This window comes from Ignavibacteriales bacterium, assembly GCA_020635255.1.
Lineage (GTDB): Bacteria > Bacteroidota > Ignavibacteria > Tepidaquicellales > Tepidaquicellaceae > JAEYVS01.
In genome coordinates, this window is sequence record JACKAC010000002.1 from 542,335 (window position 1) to 563,448 (window position 21,114).

Genomic DNA, 21,114 nt, shown 5'->3' on the forward strand with positions numbered 1-21,114 from the left:
AATGTGTGGTATTGCGGGATATATTGAATTTTCAAAAGACAGTATTTGCAATGGAAAACCGTACACCCTTCTGAATAACATGATCGATGTGATTAACCACAGGGGACCGGATGACTTTGGAATGTCATTTCATGGTTACGATATTAGTGAAGATATTTCAGAGCCTGCAAGAGTGTCGTTATATCCTGAAGACAGGCTCGCATTTGCATTTGGTCACAGGCGGTTGAGTATAATAGATCTTTCGGAAAATGGTAGGCAGCCCATGACAAATAAGGATAAGAGCATCGAGATTAATTTTAATGGGGAGGTATATAATTACATTGAGTTGAGGGAGGAATTATCGGCAGAACGGCAGTTCCTTACTGAGACAGATACGGAGGTTATCATAGCTTCCTATGAAAAATGGGGACCGGATATGCTTGGTAAACTTGACGGTATGTTTGCTTTTACCTTATATGATAAAAACGCAAAGAAAATATTATGTGCAAGAGATCCTGTTGGTATAAAACCTTTTTATTATAATTATTCGAAAAAGGGATTTGTATTCGGTTCCGAACCGAAAGCTGTTTTGGCCGGACTTGGAATAAAAGGTAGTATCGATCCGGTGAGAACCTCTGAGTTTCTAATAATGGGAGTTACAGATTTTGATGAGGGTACTTTTTATTCGGAAGTCAGTCAGCTCCCGGGTGGTTGTTATCTGGAGGTGGATATATCCGGTAAAATGAAGGGTCCTGTAAAATATTGGATACCTCCTCATAATAATTTTGAAGGGAATCATGATTATGTCAAGGAAATGAAGGAAAATATATTCACATCAGTAAAAAGACAGTTGAGAGCGGATGTATGTGTTGGTACAAGTTTGTCTGGGGGAATAGATTCTGGAGCGATTGTATCAACTGCCGGAGAGATCTTAAAAGGCGGTTCAGGAAATTATAATACTTTAACTTTTTCTTATCCCGGATTTGAGGATGATGAATCAAGATATGCTTTTTCTATTGCCGAGCATTCGGGTATGAGGTGGAATCCGGTTATCCCCGCTGAAGAAAGTCTTTCAACCGACCTTAAGAGAATGATTATGGCTATGGGTGAGCCATTCTCAACCCTGTCTATGTTTGCACAATATAAGGTAATGGAGAAGGCATCATTTATGAGTATAAAGGTTATGCTGGATGGACAGGGGGGAGATGAGGTATATCTTGGCTATCCCAGGGTTGCGCAAAGAGTAATATTAGAGTACATAAAAAAATTAAAACTCTCGTCGTTCTTTCATGAGTGGATAGGATTGAAGAAACACGCTTCCATATCATTAAGCAGATCGTTATTCGGCAATATTTTTTTCAGAAGTCCTTCTGTTGCTGTCAACCGGAATATTAACCGGCTTAAATCGTTTGTAAGCGAAGAGCTTTTAAGGCAATACAGGGAATCAGTAGCAAAAGATGTTTACTCGAAGGGTGATATTTTTACGACCCAGAATGCTGAGCTGACTAAATATTGCCTTCCAAGGCTATTACGCTATACAGATAGAAATTCAATGGCTTTTAGTGTAGAATCTAGAGTTCCTCATCTTTCAAAGATCATGCTTGATTATGCTCTTCGGCTTCCATTAGATTGGAGAGTAAGAAACGGTTGGACAAAATTTTCGGTTAGGAAGGCGATGATTGGGAAATTACCTGATGAGATCCTTTGGTCTAATCAAAAAAAAGGATTTCCTGTCCCGCAAAAAGTCTGGGTGGAAAAACTGCGAAACAATATTGAGGAAACACTAAGAAGTAGAACGGGGTTGGATAGGTTAATTAACATAAACAACGTAATTTCTGAAATTGATAAGGGCAGAGGTGAGCTGGCTTATCTTTGGAGAGCGATTTCTGTCGGAATGTGGATCTCTTTGATGGATGTAAATGCTTAACTTGGGATTTACCTTGTCGGAATATAATGAAAAGGATCTGAATGAACTTGCAAAAACTCATAGGTTTGCATTCAAAGATCACTATAATTCCAGATTAGGGAATATTTATGCAAAGGCTTTTTTAAAATGGTTTGGGAATAATCCGGATGCGGTTTTTGTGGAGGCTTCAGATGAAAAAACAAAAAAAGTTTATGGATATATATGTGGTGCGAAATATGGATATGGCAGTAAAATGAATAAAGACTTAATGCCGGTTATAGTTTTGTCCTTTTTAACTCACCCCTGGATCGTTTTTGACAAGAGGTTCTTTAAAATGTTTATACCAAAGTTAAAGGTAATATTTTCCGGAAGCGCAGCAAGCGCTGATATTAACGCTGGGTTAAACAAACCTGTATTTTCCGCTGTTGGCTGGGCAGTTGATCCAACTGCCCCTAAAGAGGTTCCTGGCGCTTTATATGAAGAATTTCTAAACCGTGTAAAAGAGCTGGGATTTAGGTCGGTGCGGGGAAGTGTATTCAAGAAGAACAAGCTTGCACTTGTATATTATATTCATAATAAATGGAGTATATTAAAGAGTGGTTCCGTATCTGAAACAATTACTATTTATAAAAATTTATAATTTATTAAATTAATGAGAGAACAAATTTTAGAAATTATTGAAAATTCAGTAAGAAGCCTTGATGGGGATATCGTTTCTGCAATAGATTTTTCCCTTGGTGAAAATACTCCTTTATACGGAAAAGACGGAAACCTTGACTCTATTGCACTTGTAAACTTGATTATAAGCGTAGAAACAACTGTCGAAGATGAGATGGGTAAAGTCATTACCCTTGCTGACGAAAGGGCGATGTCTCAAGAATCCAGCCCTTTTGCGACCATAGGGTCATTTACTGATTATATAATACAGCTAATAAATGAATCAGAAGCAAAATGAATTTTGTTATTACAGGTACAAGCAGGGGAATTGGAAAGTATTTGGCGGAATATTATTCCAATGATGAAAGTAATATCATATTTGGGTGTAGCAGGGGTGATTGCGATATCGATAAACCGAATTATATTCATTATAAAATAGATATAACCGAGCCAAAATTCATTCACGAGATGTTTAACGAGATCAGAAAAGGGTACGGATCATTGGATGTATTGATTAATAATGCGGGTGTAAATGTATCCAATGCATTTGCATACTTGGTGCCGATCGAAAAAATAAAAGAAAATTATGAAGTCAATTTCCTTGCACCGGTTTTATTTTCACGTGAAGCTTTGAAATTAATGCTCAATAAGAAAGCTGGTAGGATAATTAATTTTGGCTCTATGATGATGAAACATTCACCTCCAGGCACTTCGTTTTACACAGCTTCAAAAGATGCGCTGTATTCATTTACAAAGGTATTTGCAAAAGAGATTTTTTCCAATGGCATTACATGTAATATGATTGCACCAGCTGTAGTAGAAACCGACCTCGCCATGAATGCAAATAAAGATATTTTAGATGAACTTCTCTACAGAAATGCTATTAAACATCCGGGTAAATTAACCGACATAAGCAATACCATTGATTGGCTTATCTCGCCGGGAGCCGAATCTATTACAGGACAGATAATATATCTGGGAGGAGTATGAATAAGGTTGATGTTCATAAATTAACTATCGGAAGGTGGTTTGTAAATTGCTATTTGATCTCTAAGGATAATAAAGTGCTGATCTTTGATCCCGGTGATGAAGCCGAGAAAATTACTGAATTTATTGATTCAAACTCTCTAATACCTCTTGCAATAATCAATACGCATGCCCATTATGATCACGTTGGCGCGATTCATGCGTTAAAAGAAAAGTATAACATTCCATTCTACCTTCACAGCAAAGACAAGAGACTATTAAACCATGCCTCAATTTATAGATCATTTGTGGGGGAAAGTGTGAAATTCAAAATTCCTGCTATAGATGTTTTTCTTGATGAAGTGGAAGAATTGGTAATCGATGATTTTAAGATCAAGGTTTTTCACACACCGGGTCATACGGAAGGAAGCGTTTGTTTCTTAATTGATGACTTTATAATAACCGGTGACACTTTGATGAAAGGGCAGATCGGGAGGACGGATCTACCCAGTGCTGACAAGGAAAAATATAAGAAGTCATTAGTAAAGCTACTAGAACTCCCCGATATTTTGGAAGTTTATGCGGGGCATGGTGAAAATACAACTATCGGAAACGAAAGAGAAAACAACCCCGCAGTAAAAGATATTTATGAATCTCACAATTGAAGCAATAGAATACTATCTTCCGGGTGCCCCGGTTACAAACGCTGAGATGGCATCGGAAAACCCCGAATGGGATATGGCGAAGGTCGAATCAAAAACCGGGGTGTATACACGCTACATTGCCTCACAAGGTGAAACAGCATTTGATCTCGGCATCAAAGCTTGTGAAAAGTTATTTGCATCGAACAAAGTAACTCCTGGTGACATAGGAGGTATAATTTTCTGCACACAGAGTCCCGATTATATAATGCCTTCAAATGCCTTTCTTGTTCACGAACATTTTTCCATGCCGTCCAATGTATTTGCATTCGATTATAATCTCGCTTGCTCCGGATACGTTTATGGATTGGCGATTGCTGCAAGTATGCTGAATACGGGACTTTCAAAAAACATTTTACTCATTAACGGAGATACCTACTCGAGGTTTATAAATCCCGGCGACCGGTCCACAAAATCCCTCTTTGGAGATGCTGCAACGGTATCATTGCTGGGTGTGGGTCCGTCAGGTGAGCTAATAGATGTTATCCTGCAATCTTCCGGAAAAGACTACAAATCATTTTATGTGCCGGCAGGAGGATGTCGAATTCCTTTCTCACAGCAGACCGCCGAGGAAGAAAAGGACGAATCAGGAAATATCCGTTCACTGAATGATATTTACATGAATGGTTTCGGAGTATGGAAATTCATCGGGGAGACAGTCCCTGCTCAGATCAAAGAGCTTTTAAAGCGGAATGATCTTTCTAAAGACGACATTGATTGCTTTATTTTTCACCAGGCAAGCAAACTTACATTGGACTCACTTTTAAATGCCCTGAAACTGGATAAAGAAAAAGTGTATATGAATATGGATAAGGTTGGGAATACTGTGTCTGCTTCTATCCCGATCGCATTAAAAGATGCATGGGACGAGGGTAAGATCAAAAGGGGGGATAGGATACTTTTGTCCGGATTTGGTGTTGGCCTTTCGTGGGCTTCAGCTATAATTAAATTCTGATGTTTATAGATTTTCTTAAAAACGATTTTGCTTCAAATGGAGACTCTCCTGCTATTATATGGAATGATAAACCTTATTCTTATAATTGGCTGGCGGAGAGAATAGTTTTCTTTGATAAAGAGTTAAGTGATAATAATATTTCATCAGGAAACGTCGTTGCTTTAACTGGGGACTTTTCCCCGAATAGTATTGCTCTCCTACTTGCTTTGATCGAGAAAGCGGCGATTATTGTTACTTTAACCAGAAGTATAGAGGTTGAGGACAAGAAATTTGGCATTGCCGAAGTAGAGAGGATAATATCACTCGACAACGAAGATAATTATCTAATAAGTGACATAGGTATAAAAGCATCACACGAATTTTATGAGGAATTAAGAAAACGAAATCATCCCGGGCTGGTACTTTTCTCATCTGGTACGTCCGGTGAACCAAAGGGCGCTGTTCATGACTTTACTAATCTGCTGGAGAAGTTTAAAACAAAGAGAAAAGCATTCCGTACGGTTAATTTTCTGCTTTTCGATCACTGGGGCGGTCTTAATACTATGTTTCATACGATCTCGAATTCAGGGACTATACTCGCGCTTGCTGACAGATCGCCGGATGCGGTTTGCGAATTCATACAGAAGCACAAGATAGAGCTCCTCCCGGCATCACCGACTTTTCTGAATCTATTGATTGTCAGCGGTGCTTATAAACGCTACGATCTCAGCAGTCTTAAGTTAATAACATACGGCACTGAACCCATGCCTGAGATTACTCTTAAAAAAATAAAAGAGATCTTTCCAGACGTTACACTCCAGCAAACATATGGTCTTATAGAGCTTGGGGTACTCAGGTCAAAATCCAAAAGTGATGATTCCCTTTGGGTTAAGCTTGGCGGTGAGGGATTCCAGACTCGTGTGGTCGACGGGATTTTGCAGATTAAGTCGCATTCAACTATATTAGGATATTTGAATGCGCCAACCCCCATTACTCCCGACGGCTGGTTTATAACCGGCGATAGAGTCGAGACTGAGGGTGAGTATTTTCGCATCCTTGGCAGGAAATCGGAGGTCATTAATGTTGGCGGTGAGAAAGTTTTCCCGGCTGAAGTGGAAAATGTGATATACCAACATGATAATGTATTAGAGGTGATGGTGTACGGGGAAAAGAACTTCCTTACAGGAAATATTGTCTGTGCCGACATTACCCCTAAAGGTGAGATCGATGAAAAAGATTTTAAGAAAAGTATTAAAGACTTTTGTAGAGAAAGATTGCAGTCATACAAAGTTCCGGTGAAGATAAATATAGTAATGGATAAGCAACACAACGAACGCTTTAAAAAGATTAGGTACAAAGAGAAAAGTTCTAATTAAATTAATAGTTAAGTATGAATCTCAATTTTAAAAGGGCGCTGGTGCTGGCTCCTCATACGGATGACGGTGAATTTGGATGTGGCGGCACAATAGCGAAACTTTCCGAAAGCGGTGCTGAGGTTTTTTATGTGGCTTTCTCGGCATGCCAGCAGTCGGTTTTGCCTAATTTTCCGCCTGATATACTTGTTACAGAAGTTAAGGAGGCTACGCAGGTGCTTGGCGTTAAAGGTGAGAACCTGATATTGTTCGATTACGAAGTCAGAACGTTTAATTTTCACAGGCAAGAGATACTCGATGATATCTTAAAGCTGAAAAATGATATAAATCCGGATATTGTGTTTATGCCGACCATTAATGATATACATCAGGACCATTTTACGATATCGAACGAAGGGATGAGAGCATTTAAATGGAGTACGTTACTGTGTTACGAACTTCCGTGGAACAATTTTAATTTTATAACAGGCTGTTTTGTTAGACTCTCGGAGCAGAATGTAAATAAAAAACTTGAGGCTCTGTCAAAATACAGATCGCAGGCGCATAGACCATACGCAAATGCTGATTTTATTAAATCACTAGCGACTGTGAGAGGTGTACAGTCAGGGAATGAGTTCGCTGAAACTTTTGAAATCGTTCGTTTATTAATATAATAATATGGCGATAGATATACGGATATTAAGTGACATTACGGATGTACCTTTCCAATTAAAAGGAAACGAAGCTCTGATTTTGGAAGATTTTAAGCCGGTATTCGAGGCTTCGGAAAACGACATCACATGGATTAGATCCGGTATAAAAAATGCCTCCGAATTAATAAATGGAACATCCGCGGGATGTATTGTATGCGATGAAGATACATTTGACCTTTATAAAGAGAATGAGGAAAAATTATTTGTTATCACATCAAATCCGCAAATCGTTTTTGCAAGACTTATAATACATTTTAAAAAAGGAAATGATATTCCACAGGGTATTCATCCAACGGCTATTATTGACCCTAAATGTCAAATGGGCGAAGATGTCAGTATTGGAGCATATTGTATCATTGGCGCATGCAAGATAGGAAGCGGAACAGTTGTTCATGATCATGTAAAAGTATGGGGAAACGCAGAGATAGGCAGTGATTGTATTATTAGAGAGTTTTGTTCGATTGGCGGTGAAGGGTTTGGAATTGTTAAGGATGAAAAGGGAATTAATTTGCATGTACCCCATACGGGTAAAGCGATCATTGGGAATAATGTGCTTCTTATGCCTTTCTCAAATATTGATAGAGGTACACTAGGTAATACGGTTATTGAGGATTATTCGGTAATAGATCATTATTGCCATATAGGTCATAATACCAGGGTCGGAAAAAATTCAATTATCACAGCGGGTGCTGTTCTTTCTGGCGGCAGCAGTATTGGAGAAAATGCATACTTAGGTGTTAGGACAATATTAAAACAAAAGATCACCATAGGTTCGGATGTAACAACCGGTATGGGGTCAGTCGTTACGAACAATATCCCCGACGGAGAAATATGGCTCGGCAATCCGGCTCAGGAGATCAGCGAATTTCTCAAAGTCAGAAAATTTATCAAAGAACATCTCTAAGGTTTGAGTTCCGCTAAAAATCCTATTGTTTCCATTATTATCCCTTGCAGGAATGAAAAAAATCACATAGAAAAGACTATCCGGAATCTCTTCGGTTCGGATTTTGATATGAACTCGTGTGAAGTTATTGTGGTTGATGGAATGAGCGATGATGATACTGTTGAGCTGCTCAAAAAACTTTGTGTGGAATTTCCTGCTTTGAAGATTGTAGAAAATCAAAACCAGACAACACCTTTTGCTTTTAATATTGGCATAAGAAATTCTATAGGTAAATATGTTCTCATTGTCGGGGCGCGTCATATAATCTCACGTAATTACATATCAGGTTGTATAGAGATGCTTGATAGTAATGACCGGATAGCTGTTGTTGGAGGGAAGGTGATAAATATTTACGAGGATAAAGTGAGTAAGGGTATTTCTCTAGCAATGAACTCGTCATTTGGTGTGGGTGGCGGCAACTTTCGTATTTCAGATACATCTGGACCTGTTGATACTGTTGGTACGCCGATGTATAAAAGGGAAGTCTTTGATATAGTTGGGTTGTTTGATGAGGAACTTTCCCGAAATCAGGATGACGAATTTAATTACCGGGTTATCCGAGCCGGCTACCAAATTTGGTTAAATACTGACATCAATATTTCATATTATGTGCGATCGGGAATTTCTAAATTATTTAAACAGTATTTGCAATATGGATACTGGAAGGTGTATGTAAATAAGAAATTGAAAGCAGTAACAACCACCCGGCAGCTGTTTCCGATTATTTTCATTTTGTTCCTTCTTCTTTATCCACTGGTTCTATTTTTTAATACAACTCTGTTCTGGTTATACCCCGCAGTGTTGTTTGTTTATTTGATTTTCATATTGTTTTATTCCATAAAGGTGTCATCCGGAATTAATAGCGTTACTCCGGTTACCGCATTGTCTTTCCTTTGCCTGCACTTTGGTTATGGAATTGGCTACCTGGAAGGTATTATTGATTTTTTGTTGCTTGGGAAAAAACCTAGCGTAAAAATGAAAACTTTAACTCGATAAAAATTGAATTCTATGAAAATTCCATTTGCTCCTCCTCTTATCACTGACGATGTTATCTCGGAGGTAACCGAAACACTCCGCTCAGGCTGGATCACTACAGGCCCAAAAGTAAGAGCACTAGAAGAGGAAGTAACAAAATATATGAGCTGCGGTAAGACACTTTGTGTAAATTCAGCTACATCGGCTCTGACATTTATGCTCCATTGGTTTGGTGTGGGTAAGGGTGACGAGGTTATAGTACCTGCATTTACTTATTGCGCAACGGCATTGGCGGCTATTCATCTCGGCGCGAAACCAGTTATGGTGGATGTTGGGGAAGATTTTAACATCGATATCACCAGGGTAAAGGATGCCATAACAGAAAAAACTAAAGTAATTATTCCTGTTGATAATGCAGGATTTCCATGTAATTACGATGAATTGTATGAACTTGTAAATAGTGATGAGATAAAAGCCAAGTTTAAACCCTCGGATGAAGTTCAGGAAAAACTTGGACGAATTTTGATCCTGGCAGACTCTGCACATTCTTTCGGCGCCGAATACAAAGGAAGAATGACAGGCGGCATTGCTGATATAAACATCTTTTCTTTTCATGCGGTTAAGAATCTTACTACTTCCGAGGGTGGAGCAATTTGTTTTAATCTTCCCGAGCCCTTTGATAATGAAAAAGAATATATCGAACTTCGCCCGTTGACTTTGAACGGCCAAACAAAGGATGCATTTACAAAAACTGTCGGTAATAGCTGGAAATATGATGTGGAAAGAGTTGGATATAAGATAAACATGCCTGACATTTGTGCTGCAATAGGACTCGCCCAGCTCAAAAATTATAGTAACGTCCTAAAAAAACGTAGAGAGATATTCGAGCTTTACACTGAAAGACTTTCCGGATTTGATTGGGTGGTAACACCGCCATATAAAACTGATGACAAACTGTCTTCATGTCATGTTTTTTTTATGAGGTTACAAAATATAACTGAAGAACAGCGGGATGCCATTATTATTAAGATGAATGAACTCGGTGTTGCTGTGAATGTGCACTTTGTTCCACTTCCGATGCTTACCCTATTTAAGGGTATGGGCTATAATGTAAAAGACTACCCTCAAAGTTATAAAAACTATTTTACGGAACTCTCTATACCGGTGTATCCGCAGTTGACGCATGAAGAGCTTGAGTATGTTATTGAGTCACTTATTACTGCTTATAACTCTGTAGTAAGTTAAATAGGAAATTGCTCAAAAGAATATTTGATGTTGTAGTATCGTTCACGGGACTTGTGATATTATCCCCCTTCTTGATAATTATTGCTATAATTGTAGTGATAGATTCAAAGGGAGGGGTTTTCTTTTTACAGGATAGAGTTGGTAAAAATGGAAAAGTGTTCAAGATCATCAAATTTAGAACGATGACCGCCGGCTCGGATAAAGAAAGCTTGCTCACAATAGGACAAAAGGACTCCCGGATAACCCGTGCCGGGTATTTTCTAAGGAAATTTAAAATAGACGAGATCCCGCAGCTTATAAATGTTCTTAAGAGTGATATGAGCTTTGTAGGTCCGCGTCCCGAAGTCGAAAAATACGTGGCTTTGTATAATGAAGAACAATTAAAAGTTCTCACTGTCCGACCCGGAATTACCGATTTTGCTTCCATACAATATAAGGACGAAAGCACATTATTGGCAAATGCCGATGATCCGGAGATTTTTTATATTTCAGATGTGATGCCTACAAAATTGAAACTGAATATCGATTATATTAATAATAGGAATTTCATGTTAGACGTTAAGATAATATTTAAGACTATCCTTGAGATATTTAGATAAAAGTCTTAAATTTTTAATACACTGTTTAATTTATCCTTAATTCATATATTAATTTTGAGGTTAAATTATAGCTTATCTGGGGGAAGTGTAGTTAAGATAATGTTTTATGAAATCTGCAAGCCTGGGAAATAAGCTGCCAGGAATACGAAGCTGGTATTTCTTGCCTTTGGATCTTTTCTTTATGATTTTCTCTCCATTCCTCGCGTTATTTATTAGGCTTGGAGGGGATGTCAATCTCGATTATTATCTCAAACCTCTTATCTCAGTAACAATTTCCTTATCGATTATTAAGATTCTTTGTTTTTCTGTTTTGAAACTTTATAAGGGAACAAGAGCTTATGAATCTAACTTTAAACTTTACCCGGATTCAAGGGCTCAGGATGCCTTAAAGCTTTACCGCAACAATGCCAGGACCGATGAAACTTCAAGATTATTAATTGTTTCTTTGTTTGTACTTATAGTCCAATCAAATATTTTTTTAATAATGAAGTATTTCGGTTTATATGGATTTACTGATCTTCCTAAATCGCTTCCTATCATTGATGGTGTTATATTTTTTGTTCTTGCGTACCTTTCCCGGTTAGGTGTAAGATTAGTAGAGAGGGTATTATGAAATCTGCCAGCATAGAAAATAAACTGCTTAAAATACGAAACAGGCATTTCCTGCTGTTGGACCTTATTTTCATGGCTTTCTCGCCTTTCTTTGCCCTTTTCATAAGGCTTGATGGCAAGATAGACATTAGTTTCTACTGGAAGCCTCTAATCGCCGCTACGATAGTTTTATCTATAATCAAAGTTGCTATTTTTTTCCGTTTAGGACTTTATAGAAGATACTGGCATAGTGCCGGTATGGATGAGGTTGCTCGATTAATAATAGTTTCCATATTCGCCCTCATTGTCCAGTCTAATATCTTTCTGATAATGAAATTCTTCGGGTTGTTCGGTTTTTCCGACCTTCCCAAATCGCTTCCGATTATAGATGGTTTTATTATATTCATTTTCATTTCGATTTCCCGCTTAAGTATAAAATTCTTCGAAAGATTCAATGAGAGGCAGGCTAGTGAAAAACTTGGCGAACGTGTTCTTATATTAGGCGCAGGTAAACAGGGAGCCTCCGTCGTTGAGGAGATGCAGAGGAATACAAAGCTGGGACTTTCACCGATAGCCTTCATCGACGATGATCCTAATAAGAAGAATGTTTCCATACGAGGAATACCGGTTGTAGGTGGCAGGGACCTCCTCAAAGAAGCGGTAAAAATGCTCAACATACAAAAGGTGATCATTGCAATTCCTTCTGCACCCGGTCACATGATAAGAGGTATCATTGATCAATGCTTAAGCTTGGGCGTTCATGCTATGACGTTACCTTCAATGTCGGAGCTTCTCAATGAGGATACTGCTTTAAGAAATATCCGCGAAGTCCAGATTGAGGACCTTTTAAGGAGGGACCCGGTCGAGACTGATATTAAGACGGTAGCGTCTTTCATCGAAGGTAAAAAAATCCTAGTGACAGGTGCAGGTGGCTCGATAGGCAGTGAGCTTTGCCGTCAGATAATAAAATGCCATCCCTCTGAACTCATCTTGCTTGGTCACGGCGAGAATTCCGTCTTTGAAATAGAACAGGAGCTAAATAGAAGACTCATACTTTCCGGCAATGGCTCCACACATAAAACCGTGATCAGGGCTATAATAGGAGATATAAGATTTAAGGACAGAGTTTATAATATATTCCGGGAACATAATCCGGATATAGTATACCACGCGGCGGCTCATAAGCATGTTCCGATGATGGAGGGAAATCCTCCCGAAGCGGTTTCCAATAATATCCTTGGAACGAAGAACCTTGTGGACGTTGCGGTGGATACCGGAGTAAAGCACTTCGTTTATGTCTCCACCGATAAAGCTGTGAATCCGACAAGCGTCATGGGTGCAACCAAGCGTGTAGCTGAAATGATTGTGCTTAATGCCGCGCAGGAAAATAATGTTCACTACGTTGCTGTTCGTTTTGGGAATGTACTTGGCAGTAGGGGCAGTGTGATATTTACTTTTAAACAGCAGATCGCTTCCGGTGGTCCTGTTACAGTAACACATCCGGACATTACCCGTTATTTTATGACAATACCCGAAGCTGTACAGCTTGTTTTACAGGCTTCCGTACTTGGTGAGGGCGGAGAGATATTTATACTCGATATGGGTGAACAGATAAAGGTAATTGATCTCGCAAAAGACATGATAAAGCTGTCCGGTTATGATGAGGGAAAAGATATAAAAATTATCTTTACTGGACTTAGACCGGGTGAAAAACTCTATGAGGAGCTTATCGTGCCCGGCGAGAAGTATCAGGCTACCTCACACAAAAAGATTCTTATCGCTATGCATGGTGACAAAAATTATCTGAACGATTTTGAAGATAAGCTCATCGAGCTTTTCAGTTACCTGTCTGTTAAAGACAAGAATAATATCGTTTCTTCTCTAAAACTGATCGTCCCGGAATATACACCTCTTGAGTTTCCGGAAGTAAAAGTTCAAAATTAAAATTATACCTCTATGAAAAGATATTTATCTTTTTCTGTGGTGTTTTGCATCCTCTTGCTGACGCAGGGAATCTCTTTCGCTCAGGTTGATATTGTTGAGCTGGATAATCCTGTTTATGATTTTCTGCAGAGAATGCAGATCAAAAAGAAAATTGTAGGCTATAATAGTGCTAACTTGCCTCTTTCAGGTTATGAAGTGGGCAATTTCCTTAAACAATTGAACGAGAAACGCAAAACACTCTCGCAAACAGATAAAGATCTTCTCGATTATTATGATATAGAATTTGAAAAGGATGTTTATGGAACTGTGAACAAGCAAAGCTCGCTCTTTAGCAATTTTGATCTGGAAAAGATTTTCGATAACAAAAAACAAAAACACCTATACGTATATAATGACAGCAACGCGGTTTTCTATGTAGACTATTATGGAAATTTGTCGTATCGGACTTCGTCCGGTGATTCGCTTGGCAGTCACTCGATACTTCTGGGCAATGGTGGATTTGGCGTAAGCGGTACTTTATTTAATAGTGTTGGATTTTCGCTTAAAGCCTACAACGGAGCAAAGTTAAGTGGGGATTCATCGGATTTCCAGTTTGCTCGCCAGACCGATAAAACCATCTATGCAAATGGAAACACTTATGATTTTAACAATAAGACATATTACGATTACTATACTGGCTACCTTAGATACCAGACTGCTACTAACTGGTTCGGCCTTTCCGTGGGAAGGTATCAGCTGACACAGGGGACAGGTTTCATGGATAAACTCTTCCTCTCGGAAAATTCGGTTCCATTCGATTTCGCAAAGGTAGATCTGAAATATAAAGCAATTTCATATTCATTCCTTTATGGTAGCTTAAGAGGCGACTCTCTTGGGGTTGAGCTTAATTCAAAAAATATTGCCACTCATAATCTGGACATAAGATTTTCCGAGGCTTTTAAAGTTGGATTCTTTGAGAGCGTTATAATTACAAATTCTTCTTTTAGCTTTACTTTCCTTAACCCTATCAGTCTGCTCATTTCAGCTGAACTTAATAAAGCATCACAGGGAGACGCTCCTAATGTGAATAATAATTTAATGGGCTTTGATGCTGAGGTTGTTCCGGTAAAGAATCTTGCATTCCAGGGATCGATGATAATAGACGACCTGCAATTTTCATCATTGTTTTCAGATAGTTCTGAGATTTCCAATAAATTCGGATTTCAATTTGGAACATATTGGACAGATGCTTTTACTGTTCCGGATCTAACTCTGAAGTTGGAATATACCCGGCTAAATCCATTTGTTTATGCTCATAAAAGCAATAAAGCTCAATATACTAACTGGAATCTACCGCTCGGTCCAAATCTTCCTCCAAATTCTGATCAGATTGCGGCGGGATTGTATTTTAATTATGGTAGCAGGGTAAAAACGAGCCTTGTTTACCAGCATCAAAGGTCTGGCGAAGGAATAATACTTGACTCAGCCGGAAACGTCGTTATAAACTATGGAGGAAACATTAATAATGGAACCGGTGAGTCTAACGTTAGCCCGAAATTCTTAGCGGGAAACCGCGTAAATAGGGATATAATAACGTTCAACCTATCCTGGGAACCTATCCGGCAGTATTTTATTAACTTTATGTACGTGCATAGACTTATTAACAATGAATTTGAAAGCAGAGAGCTGAATGATGACTACTTTTTCGCCACTTTTCAGGTAAATTACTAACAAGGAAAACTAAATTTTACACTAACTTAATACACTCTCTTAAAGTAAGTTAATAGAAAATAAATACAAATTGATTTTATTACAAATATATATTAATTTTACAAAACCGCTAACAAAATAAGACCATCTTGAAAAAACTAACTCTGTTTGTTTTATTAGTTTTGGTTTCATCTTCTTTTTTCAGCCAGGTGAATGCACAGAGGAGAATTGCAAGAAGTGGTCCATTATTCACTTTTGAGTTCAGGCTTAACGGCAGTTATGCCATGAACGATGCATTCGGGGAAACAATAGATATTCCTAACAATCTTAGCGAGCAGAAAAACTATGCTATGAAATGGGGAAAAGGTGCTTCTTTTGAAACTACAGTGGGTTTTGGACAGAAAAGAAGCAATAGGATCTTCCTTGGATTGGAATACGATAACTTCCTGAACGGTACCAATAGTCAGGTCCCGTTTTTCGTTTTTTCCGCAGATACCCCAAAAACTTCCTATAATATTTATACCGCAAGTCTGGGATATCAATATCTCTTTGGAGCGGATTGCCGTAATAAACAGACTATTCAGCTCGGAGTTACGGGAAGCCTAATTACTGCATCTTCGACATCGAAGATCACATTCGATAATGCCTTTAGAATGGGATTCCTCATTGGAACAGGCTACGAGGTTGTACTCGATAAAGGTCACAATGTGGGCATGACGCTTGGATTCAAATACCAGCTTGCAAATTTCTTTAATTCCGATAATGGAATTGATAATCTCAATGACGGTAAATCTACCGACAAAAACTTTGGACCGGGTTTTAAACGGTTCATCGGTTTCATCGGCTTTAATATAGGAATAAAATTCTATACCGGCGTTAAACGAAATAGGTAGGAAATTATTTATAGATTTTAAAAGCCCGGCTCGTCCGGGTTTTTTTATACCTGCATTCTGCTCATTATCTTTTTCCTCAGCATTTGTACCGCAAATAGTACCACCGCGCTTACCGTACTTATTCCCAGAGTCAGCACCCAGTAATCGAAGGGAAGATTAATCAGCTCATAAAACTCCCGGATGACCTTGAGTACAATAAAATCGCTTCGTATAATGGCTGTTACAAGAAATACCATAAGTATTATCAGCCCGTAAACCAGATAAAACGATTTATTGTTTTGCTTCTCCAGCATAGTCACGGAGAAGAAGTTAGCAATTGAAATGATCACCATTGTAACGAGCATGATCATCTGTAGCTGGGAATCACTTACTCCCGGAAAGACGGAGCTTACTAGGAACATCGACCCATACGAACCTATCACTATCAGTAGTGCCGAGATAGAGACAAATGAAAACAGGTCAGGAAGGAAGTTCGTGTTCTTTGATGTATTAGAATTCTTCAGTGCAATTATGAACGAGGGGAGCCCTATTATAAATATATTGATAAATGCAACGCGCCTCGGTGTTAGCGGGAAATCGAGCAAGAATATCAGAGAAAATAGTGTAAGATAAATTACCAAAAAGTTCTTCGTCAAAAACAGTTTTGCGACTGAAGCCACCGTGTTCACGATCTTTTTTCCTTCGTCAAATATCTCCGGGAGCAGAGAGAATTTATTTTCCAGTAATACAATATCGGCTACTTCCTTCGTTATCTGGCTTCCTTCCTCCATGGCTATACCCATATCGGCTTCCTTAATTGCAGGGAGGTCGTTTACACCGTCTCCCAGCATAGCAGTATAATAGGATTCAGCTTTGAGTAGTTTTATTATACGCAGTTTATGCTCGGGATTCAGTCTCGCAAATACAAGTTTGTTTAAAACTGCTTCCTTGAATTGTGCGTCATTAAGCTTATCTAGCTCGCCTCCCGAGATCAGATCGTCATCCGTAACATCCCAGCCGATTTTGGTTACTATAGCCTTAACCGCGAATGTAGCATCACCTGTAAGTATCTTAAATTGTATGCCGTTCTCCCTGAATAGATTAATTGCCTCCATCACGTCATCTCTTATCTGGTCTGATATAGAGACTATACAGTACGGTTCTATTGCTATCGAATTCATATACTCTTTCGTATCCTCGAACGCGTTTCCGTTTATTACCTCCCCAAACAAAAGATTCCTGTAAACCTCCAGTCCCTCCTTATCAAAGAGTTCATTTGCTTTAGTTTTGCTATCGCTGCTCGTTTTTTCCAGTAAAAGATCATACGCCCCAAGTATATATACCTTATCGTCTACTTTTAGCATGCTCAGCTTGTTCTCCGATGAAAAAGGTATCTCATCAGCTACATTCCATTGCTGGAAATTGCCCAGCTCTTCTATAGCGCATGCTGTCGCGTTTTTATCGCTGGAATAATGAGCATATGTAGCCAGGACCTGTGAAACATCTTTCCTTTCACATAATGGAATTACCTTCTCCACTGCAAGCTTGTTCTGTGTCAGCGTGCCTGTCTTATCCATGCACACTATCTTGATATTGGAAAACGACTCTATCGCGTTCAATCTCTGTATTATCGCCCCGATCTTACTTATCCTGTAAACACCTATTGCGTATGTTACCGACGCCATTAGCACTAGCCCCTGAGGTATCAATGCAATAAGTATCGTCGTCATTTTCCTGATATAGGGCACGTCATATATCGAACTCGGTGCGGCGAAGACGATCTCCAGCAATACCAGTATCACTGCCACGGAAAAAAGCATCTTTACAATGAAGTTTATCTTGCGCTGAAGCGGGGTGAGGGAAAATTTGAACTTTTTCGCCAGTCCGGTTATATGCGCCGCGTAACTTTCCGACCCCACCTTCTCTGCCATATAATACCCATTCCCTGAGATACAGAAGCTTCCCGAGAGTATCTCATTTCCATCTTTCTTGTTTATTGGATGTGATTCTCCTGTTAGAAGCGACTCGTCTATTTCGAGGTGATTCGATTTTACAACCTTTCCATCCACCGCCGCCTGGTCACCTCTGCTTATCTTTATAAGATCATCTGTAACTATCTCATCCTGTTCTATTAATTTCTCCTGACCGTCCCGAACCACGGTTACCTGTTTCTTTAAAAGCAGGCTTACCTTATCCAGCGCTCTTTTTGCCCGGATTTCCTGGAATATGGCTATAGCCGTATTGGTAATAGCTATCGTAAATACACCGACTGAATCCAGGATGAGATTGATATCTTTTGTTTTGAAATAGAAAAACAATATCGCAAGTACGATGAAAGCAATTATGTAGTTGAATACGGAAAATACATTCGTAACGATGATACTGCTTACACTCTTACTCTTATCCGGTGGAGCTGTATTTACCTGCCCTTCGGATATCCGCTTTCGTACTTCCTCACTATTTAATCCCTTTAGATCCACTACCTGTATATATTTTGAAGTTTGAATATCCTCTCACGCAATGTTTGTGTAAAATATAATGCGATCGAACCTATCAAGCTCAGCGGAACAATGATCACCCAGTATTTTAGGGGCAAGAAGTCTATCTCGTAGAATATTTTTATAAGGTTATAAACCGGTACGTCGAAGTTCGTCATCGCAAAAAATATATATAAAAGAACTAAAATGATACCGCTTATATAATAATATTTTTTCTCATCCTCATTCCTCACGGCCACTATCACATAGTTGGATATCGAAATAAATATCATTATGGATAGCATTACCATGCTCAGATACTGCTCTGACCCCACAAATAGTATGTTTGTAGCAAGTATGCCGAGATAACCAGCTATTATTATCACCGCGCCTGCCAGTACTATGTAAGTGAACACGTCTTTGATAAATTCTGTGCTTCTTTTCACGTTTGTATTCCGCAGCATAAGCAAATACGCCGGCAGAGATATACCGAACATGTTTATCAGCGCCACGCGCCTCGGCGTAAGAGGGAATTCGAACAAAAACAACACCGCTAGTATCGCAATATAGATTACGATGAAGTTTTTCGTTAGGAAAAGTTTTGATATATAGTTCACCGAGTTCACTATCTTGTTTCCTTCGTCGAATATTCTCGGCAATAGCGAGAACTTATTTTTCAGCAACACAATATCAGCCACCTCCTTCGTTATCTGGCTTCCTTCCTCCATAGCAATACCCATATCTGATTCTTTTATAGCCGGGAGATCATTCACACCATCGCCGATCATTGCTGTATATATCTTCTCTTTTTTAAGCTCCCTGATTATAGCCAACTTTTGATCCGGCTTCAAGCGGGCAAATATCTCTTTGCTTTTTATGACCTTAGAAAGATCACCTTCTGAAATTCCTGCTAGCTCGCTTCCCGTAATTATTGAACCCTCCGCCGGTTTCCTCCCGATATCGGTAAGTACAGAGGATATCGAATCTGCTGAATCACCCGATAATATCTTAACGTCAATTCCATTCCTGTCGAATAATTCTAACGCTTCCCCGGCATCTTCTCTCGGTGTATCGGAAATAGATACTAAAAGCATCGGTTCGATCACAAAATCCGTCTTTGCTTCCCTTAATTCTTTTACTGTCCTGAAATTTTTGATCCTTCCGAAAAGGAGATTTCTATACACTGACAAACCCATCTCATTAAATACCTTCTGAGCATTTTCCAGATCGTTCTTGTCCAGGTTGTCGTAAAGTACATCATACCCTCCCAATATCAAGCAAAGAGGTTCGCCGTCTTTCTCAAATTCCATTACACTATACTTATTCTCTGAGCGGAAGGGTATCTCATCCTTAAACGCAATTCCATCTTGCTGGTTAAGGTCTTTTATTGCCCTTATCGTGGCGTTCTTGTCTGAGGATTCTTCCACGAAAGTCCCCAGGTATCTGGTAAGTTCTTCCTCGGTATCATGCGAAGAAATGTTGTTTATATATTTTACTCTTAAATTATTCTCCGTGATTGTTCCCGTCTTATCCATACACACCGTTCTTACGCTTGAAAACGACTCTACTGCATTCAGCTTCTCTATTATAGCGCCGAGCTTGCTTATCCTGTAAACCCCCAGCGCATACGTCACACTTGCAAAGAACACCAGTCCCTGCGGTATTAGTGAGATCAATATCGTCGCTATTCTTCTTATGAAATCATCCTCACTTACATTGCCGGGATTGGAAAAATGCGACCACGTTTCCAGTCCGACTATCGCCAGCGCGGATAGAAACGTCATCTCCAGGATAAAATTTATCTTCTTTTGTAGGGGAGTCAGCAAAAGTTTATACTTCTTAGCCATCCTGGTAATGCTGTTAGCATACATCTCTTCCCCGACCTTTACTGCCTTATAATACCCGCTTCCCGATGTACAAAAACTCCCTGACAGCACCTCATCTTCGGGAGATTTTTCTATAGGAAGCGATTCTCCCGTTAAAAGCGACTCATCTATCTCCAGGTATCTCGACTCCGCTACCTCTCCATCTACTATTATCTGGTCGCCTGTATTAACTTTTATTATATCGTCCTTTACAATTTCATCCTGCTCTATTTCGGTCTCTCTGCCATTTCTTAGCACCACAACCCTCTTCTTCAATAACAAACTTACCTTATCCAGAGCGACCTTTGATTTGATCTCCTGGTATAATGCTATCGCGGTGTTTGTAACACCCACCAGCAATATACCGATAGAGTCGAGTAAAAGCCTGTCATCACGGTTCTTGAAGTAAAATATAAGCACAAATATTATTATGCCGAATATAATGAAGTTGAATACGGAGAATATATTTTCGAATAGTATTCGTGGGATTGTTTTCGTCTCGGAGCGGGGAGTCTTATTGATCAAGCCCTTCCCGGCTCTTTCCTTGACTTCCGGATCTGTTAAGCCTTTGAGCGGCAATACTTGAGGTCTTTGTTTACTACAAAAGTCTGTATTTTTTTTCAAAAAATATATATACTTAAGAGGTTCGCGTTTTATTAGATTTTAATTTCTTTACTTTTTAGTAATATTAAGGTATTCAATCCTA

General features: G+C 39.1%; 18 protein-coding genes. 16 read left to right on the forward strand and 2 right to left on the reverse strand.

Features of this window, described 5'->3' with window-relative positions; translation table 11 throughout:
- Position 1 precedes the first annotated feature (1 nt).
- The 16 genes from asnB (at position 2) to H6614_10390 (ending at position 16,087) form a co-directional block, all read left to right on the forward strand.
- Positions 2-1,906, forward strand: coding sequence for an asparagine synthase (glutamine-hydrolyzing) (asnB, locus tag H6614_10315; protein MCB9244059.1), 1,905 nt, complete (start codon positions 2-4; stop codon positions 1,904-1,906).
- 13 nt (positions 1,907-1,919) lie between these two features.
- Complete coding sequence (locus H6614_10320) at positions 1,920-2,525, forward strand: hypothetical protein (protein MCB9244060.1); 606 nt, start codon at positions 1,920-1,922, stop codon at positions 2,523-2,525.
- Positions 2,526-2,537: 12 nt separating this feature from the next.
- Positions 2,538-2,840, forward strand: coding sequence for an acyl carrier protein (locus H6614_10325; GenBank protein MCB9244061.1), 303 nt, complete (start codon positions 2,538-2,540; stop codon positions 2,838-2,840).
- Positions 2,837-3,532, forward strand: a complete 696-nt coding sequence (locus H6614_10330; GenBank protein MCB9244062.1) for an SDR family oxidoreductase — start codon at positions 2,837-2,839, stop codon at positions 3,530-3,532. Before H6614_10325 ends, H6614_10330 begins: the two co-directional genes overlap by 4 nt.
- Complete coding sequence (locus tag H6614_10335) at positions 3,529-4,173, forward strand: MBL fold metallo-hydrolase (protein MCB9244063.1); 645 nt, start codon at positions 3,529-3,531, stop codon at positions 4,171-4,173. The genes H6614_10330 and H6614_10335 overlap by 4 nt, the downstream gene beginning before the upstream one ends.
- The gene (locus H6614_10340) at positions 4,157-5,164 is read left to right on the forward strand and encodes a ketoacyl-ACP synthase III (GenBank protein ID MCB9244064.1); all 1,008 of its coding nucleotides are present in this window, start codon (positions 4,157-4,159) and stop codon (positions 5,162-5,164) included. The genes H6614_10335 and H6614_10340 overlap by 17 nt, the downstream gene beginning before the upstream one ends.
- Positions 5,164-6,519 carry an AMP-binding protein gene (locus H6614_10345; GenBank protein MCB9244065.1) on the forward strand — a complete coding sequence of 452 codons (1,356 nt, stop codon included), beginning with the start codon at positions 5,164-5,166 and terminating at the stop codon, positions 6,517-6,519. The genes H6614_10340 and H6614_10345 overlap by 1 nt, the downstream gene beginning before the upstream one ends.
- Before the next feature lie 14 nt (positions 6,520-6,533).
- The gene (locus H6614_10350; GenBank protein ID MCB9244066.1) at positions 6,534-7,169 is read left to right on the forward strand and encodes a PIG-L family deacetylase; all 636 of its coding nucleotides are present in this window, start codon (positions 6,534-6,536) and stop codon (positions 7,167-7,169) included.
- A 4-nt stretch (positions 7,170-7,173) separates the two neighbouring features.
- Entirely contained in the window at positions 7,174-8,112 is a 939-nt protein-coding gene (locus tag H6614_10355; GenBank protein ID MCB9244067.1) for a hypothetical protein, read from the forward strand.
- Positions 8,113-8,115: 3 nt separating this feature from the next.
- Positions 8,116-9,147 carry a glycosyltransferase family 2 protein gene (locus tag H6614_10360; GenBank protein ID MCB9244068.1) on the forward strand — a complete coding sequence of 344 codons (1,032 nt, stop codon included), beginning with the start codon at positions 8,116-8,118 and terminating at the stop codon, positions 9,145-9,147.
- A gap of 12 nt (positions 9,148-9,159) precedes the next feature.
- A complete protein-coding gene (locus H6614_10365) occupies positions 9,160-10,371 on the forward strand; it encodes a DegT/DnrJ/EryC1/StrS family aminotransferase (protein MCB9244069.1) in 1,212 nt (403 codons plus the stop codon).
- Positions 10,372-10,379: 8 nt separating this feature from the next.
- A complete protein-coding gene (locus tag H6614_10370; protein MCB9244070.1) occupies positions 10,380-10,970 on the forward strand; it encodes a sugar transferase in 591 nt (196 codons plus the stop codon).
- Between the two features lie 106 nt (positions 10,971-11,076).
- Positions 11,077-11,583, forward strand: a complete 507-nt coding sequence (locus H6614_10375) for a hypothetical protein (protein MCB9244071.1) — start codon at positions 11,077-11,079, stop codon at positions 11,581-11,583.
- On the forward strand, positions 11,580-13,505 hold the full coding sequence (locus H6614_10380) for a polysaccharide biosynthesis protein (GenBank protein ID MCB9244072.1): 1,926 nt from the start codon (positions 11,580-11,582) through the stop codon (positions 13,503-13,505). The genes H6614_10375 and H6614_10380 overlap by 4 nt, the downstream gene beginning before the upstream one ends.
- A gap of 12 nt (positions 13,506-13,517) precedes the next feature.
- Entirely contained in the window at positions 13,518-15,215 is a 1,698-nt protein-coding gene (locus H6614_10385) for a hypothetical protein (GenBank protein MCB9244073.1), read from the forward strand.
- Positions 15,216-15,343: 128 nt separating this feature from the next.
- Entirely contained in the window at positions 15,344-16,087 is a 744-nt protein-coding gene (locus H6614_10390) for a hypothetical protein (GenBank protein ID MCB9244074.1), read from the forward strand.
- A 44-nt stretch (positions 16,088-16,131) separates the two neighbouring features.
- On the opposite strand, the gene H6614_10395 is transcribed toward H6614_10390, so the two are convergent.
- Positions 16,132-18,546: a cation-translocating P-type ATPase gene (locus H6614_10395; GenBank protein ID MCB9244075.1), complete on the reverse strand. Its 2,415-nt coding sequence runs from the start codon at positions 18,544-18,546 to the stop codon at positions 16,132-16,134.
- The gene (locus H6614_10400) at positions 18,546-21,032 is read right to left on the reverse strand and encodes an HAD-IC family P-type ATPase (protein MCB9244076.1); all 2,487 of its coding nucleotides are present in this window, start codon (positions 21,030-21,032) and stop codon (positions 18,546-18,548) included. Before H6614_10400 ends, H6614_10395 begins: the two co-directional genes overlap by 1 nt.
- Between the last annotated feature and the right edge of the window lie 82 nt (positions 21,033-21,114).

Bases quoted from the DNA above. Each gene is read 5' to 3' on its own strand.
- H6614_10350 (MCB9244066.1), top strand. From the start codon at position 6,534: ATGAATCTCAATTTTAAAAGGGCGCTGGTGCTGGCTCCTCATACGGAT.
- H6614_10355 (MCB9244067.1), top strand. From the start codon at position 7,174: ATGGCGATAGATATACGGATATTAAGTGACATTACGGATGTACCTTTC.
- asnB (MCB9244059.1), top strand. From the start codon at position 2: ATGTGTGGTATTGCGGGATATATTGAATTTTCAAAAGACAGTATTTGC.
- H6614_10345 (MCB9244065.1), top strand. From the start codon at position 5,164: ATGTTTATAGATTTTCTTAAAAACGATTTTGCTTCAAATGGAGACTCT.
- H6614_10335 (MCB9244063.1), top strand. From the start codon at position 3,529: ATGAATAAGGTTGATGTTCATAAATTAACTATCGGAAGGTGGTTTGTA.
- H6614_10365 (MCB9244069.1), top strand. From the start codon at position 9,160: ATGAAAATTCCATTTGCTCCTCCTCTTATCACTGACGATGTTATCTCG.
- H6614_10385 (MCB9244073.1), top strand. From the start codon at position 13,518: ATGAAAAGATATTTATCTTTTTCTGTGGTGTTTTGCATCCTCTTGCTG.
- H6614_10375 (MCB9244071.1), top strand. From the start codon at position 11,077: ATGAAATCTGCAAGCCTGGGAAATAAGCTGCCAGGAATACGAAGCTGG.
- H6614_10380 (MCB9244072.1), top strand. From the start codon at position 11,580: ATGAAATCTGCCAGCATAGAAAATAAACTGCTTAAAATACGAAACAGG.
- H6614_10330 (MCB9244062.1), top strand. From the start codon at position 2,837: ATGAATTTTGTTATTACAGGTACAAGCAGGGGAATTGGAAAGTATTTG.
- H6614_10340 (MCB9244064.1), top strand. From the start codon at position 4,157: ATGAATCTCACAATTGAAGCAATAGAATACTATCTTCCGGGTGCCCCG.
- H6614_10325 (MCB9244061.1), top strand. From the start codon at position 2,538: ATGAGAGAACAAATTTTAGAAATTATTGAAAATTCAGTAAGAAGCCTT.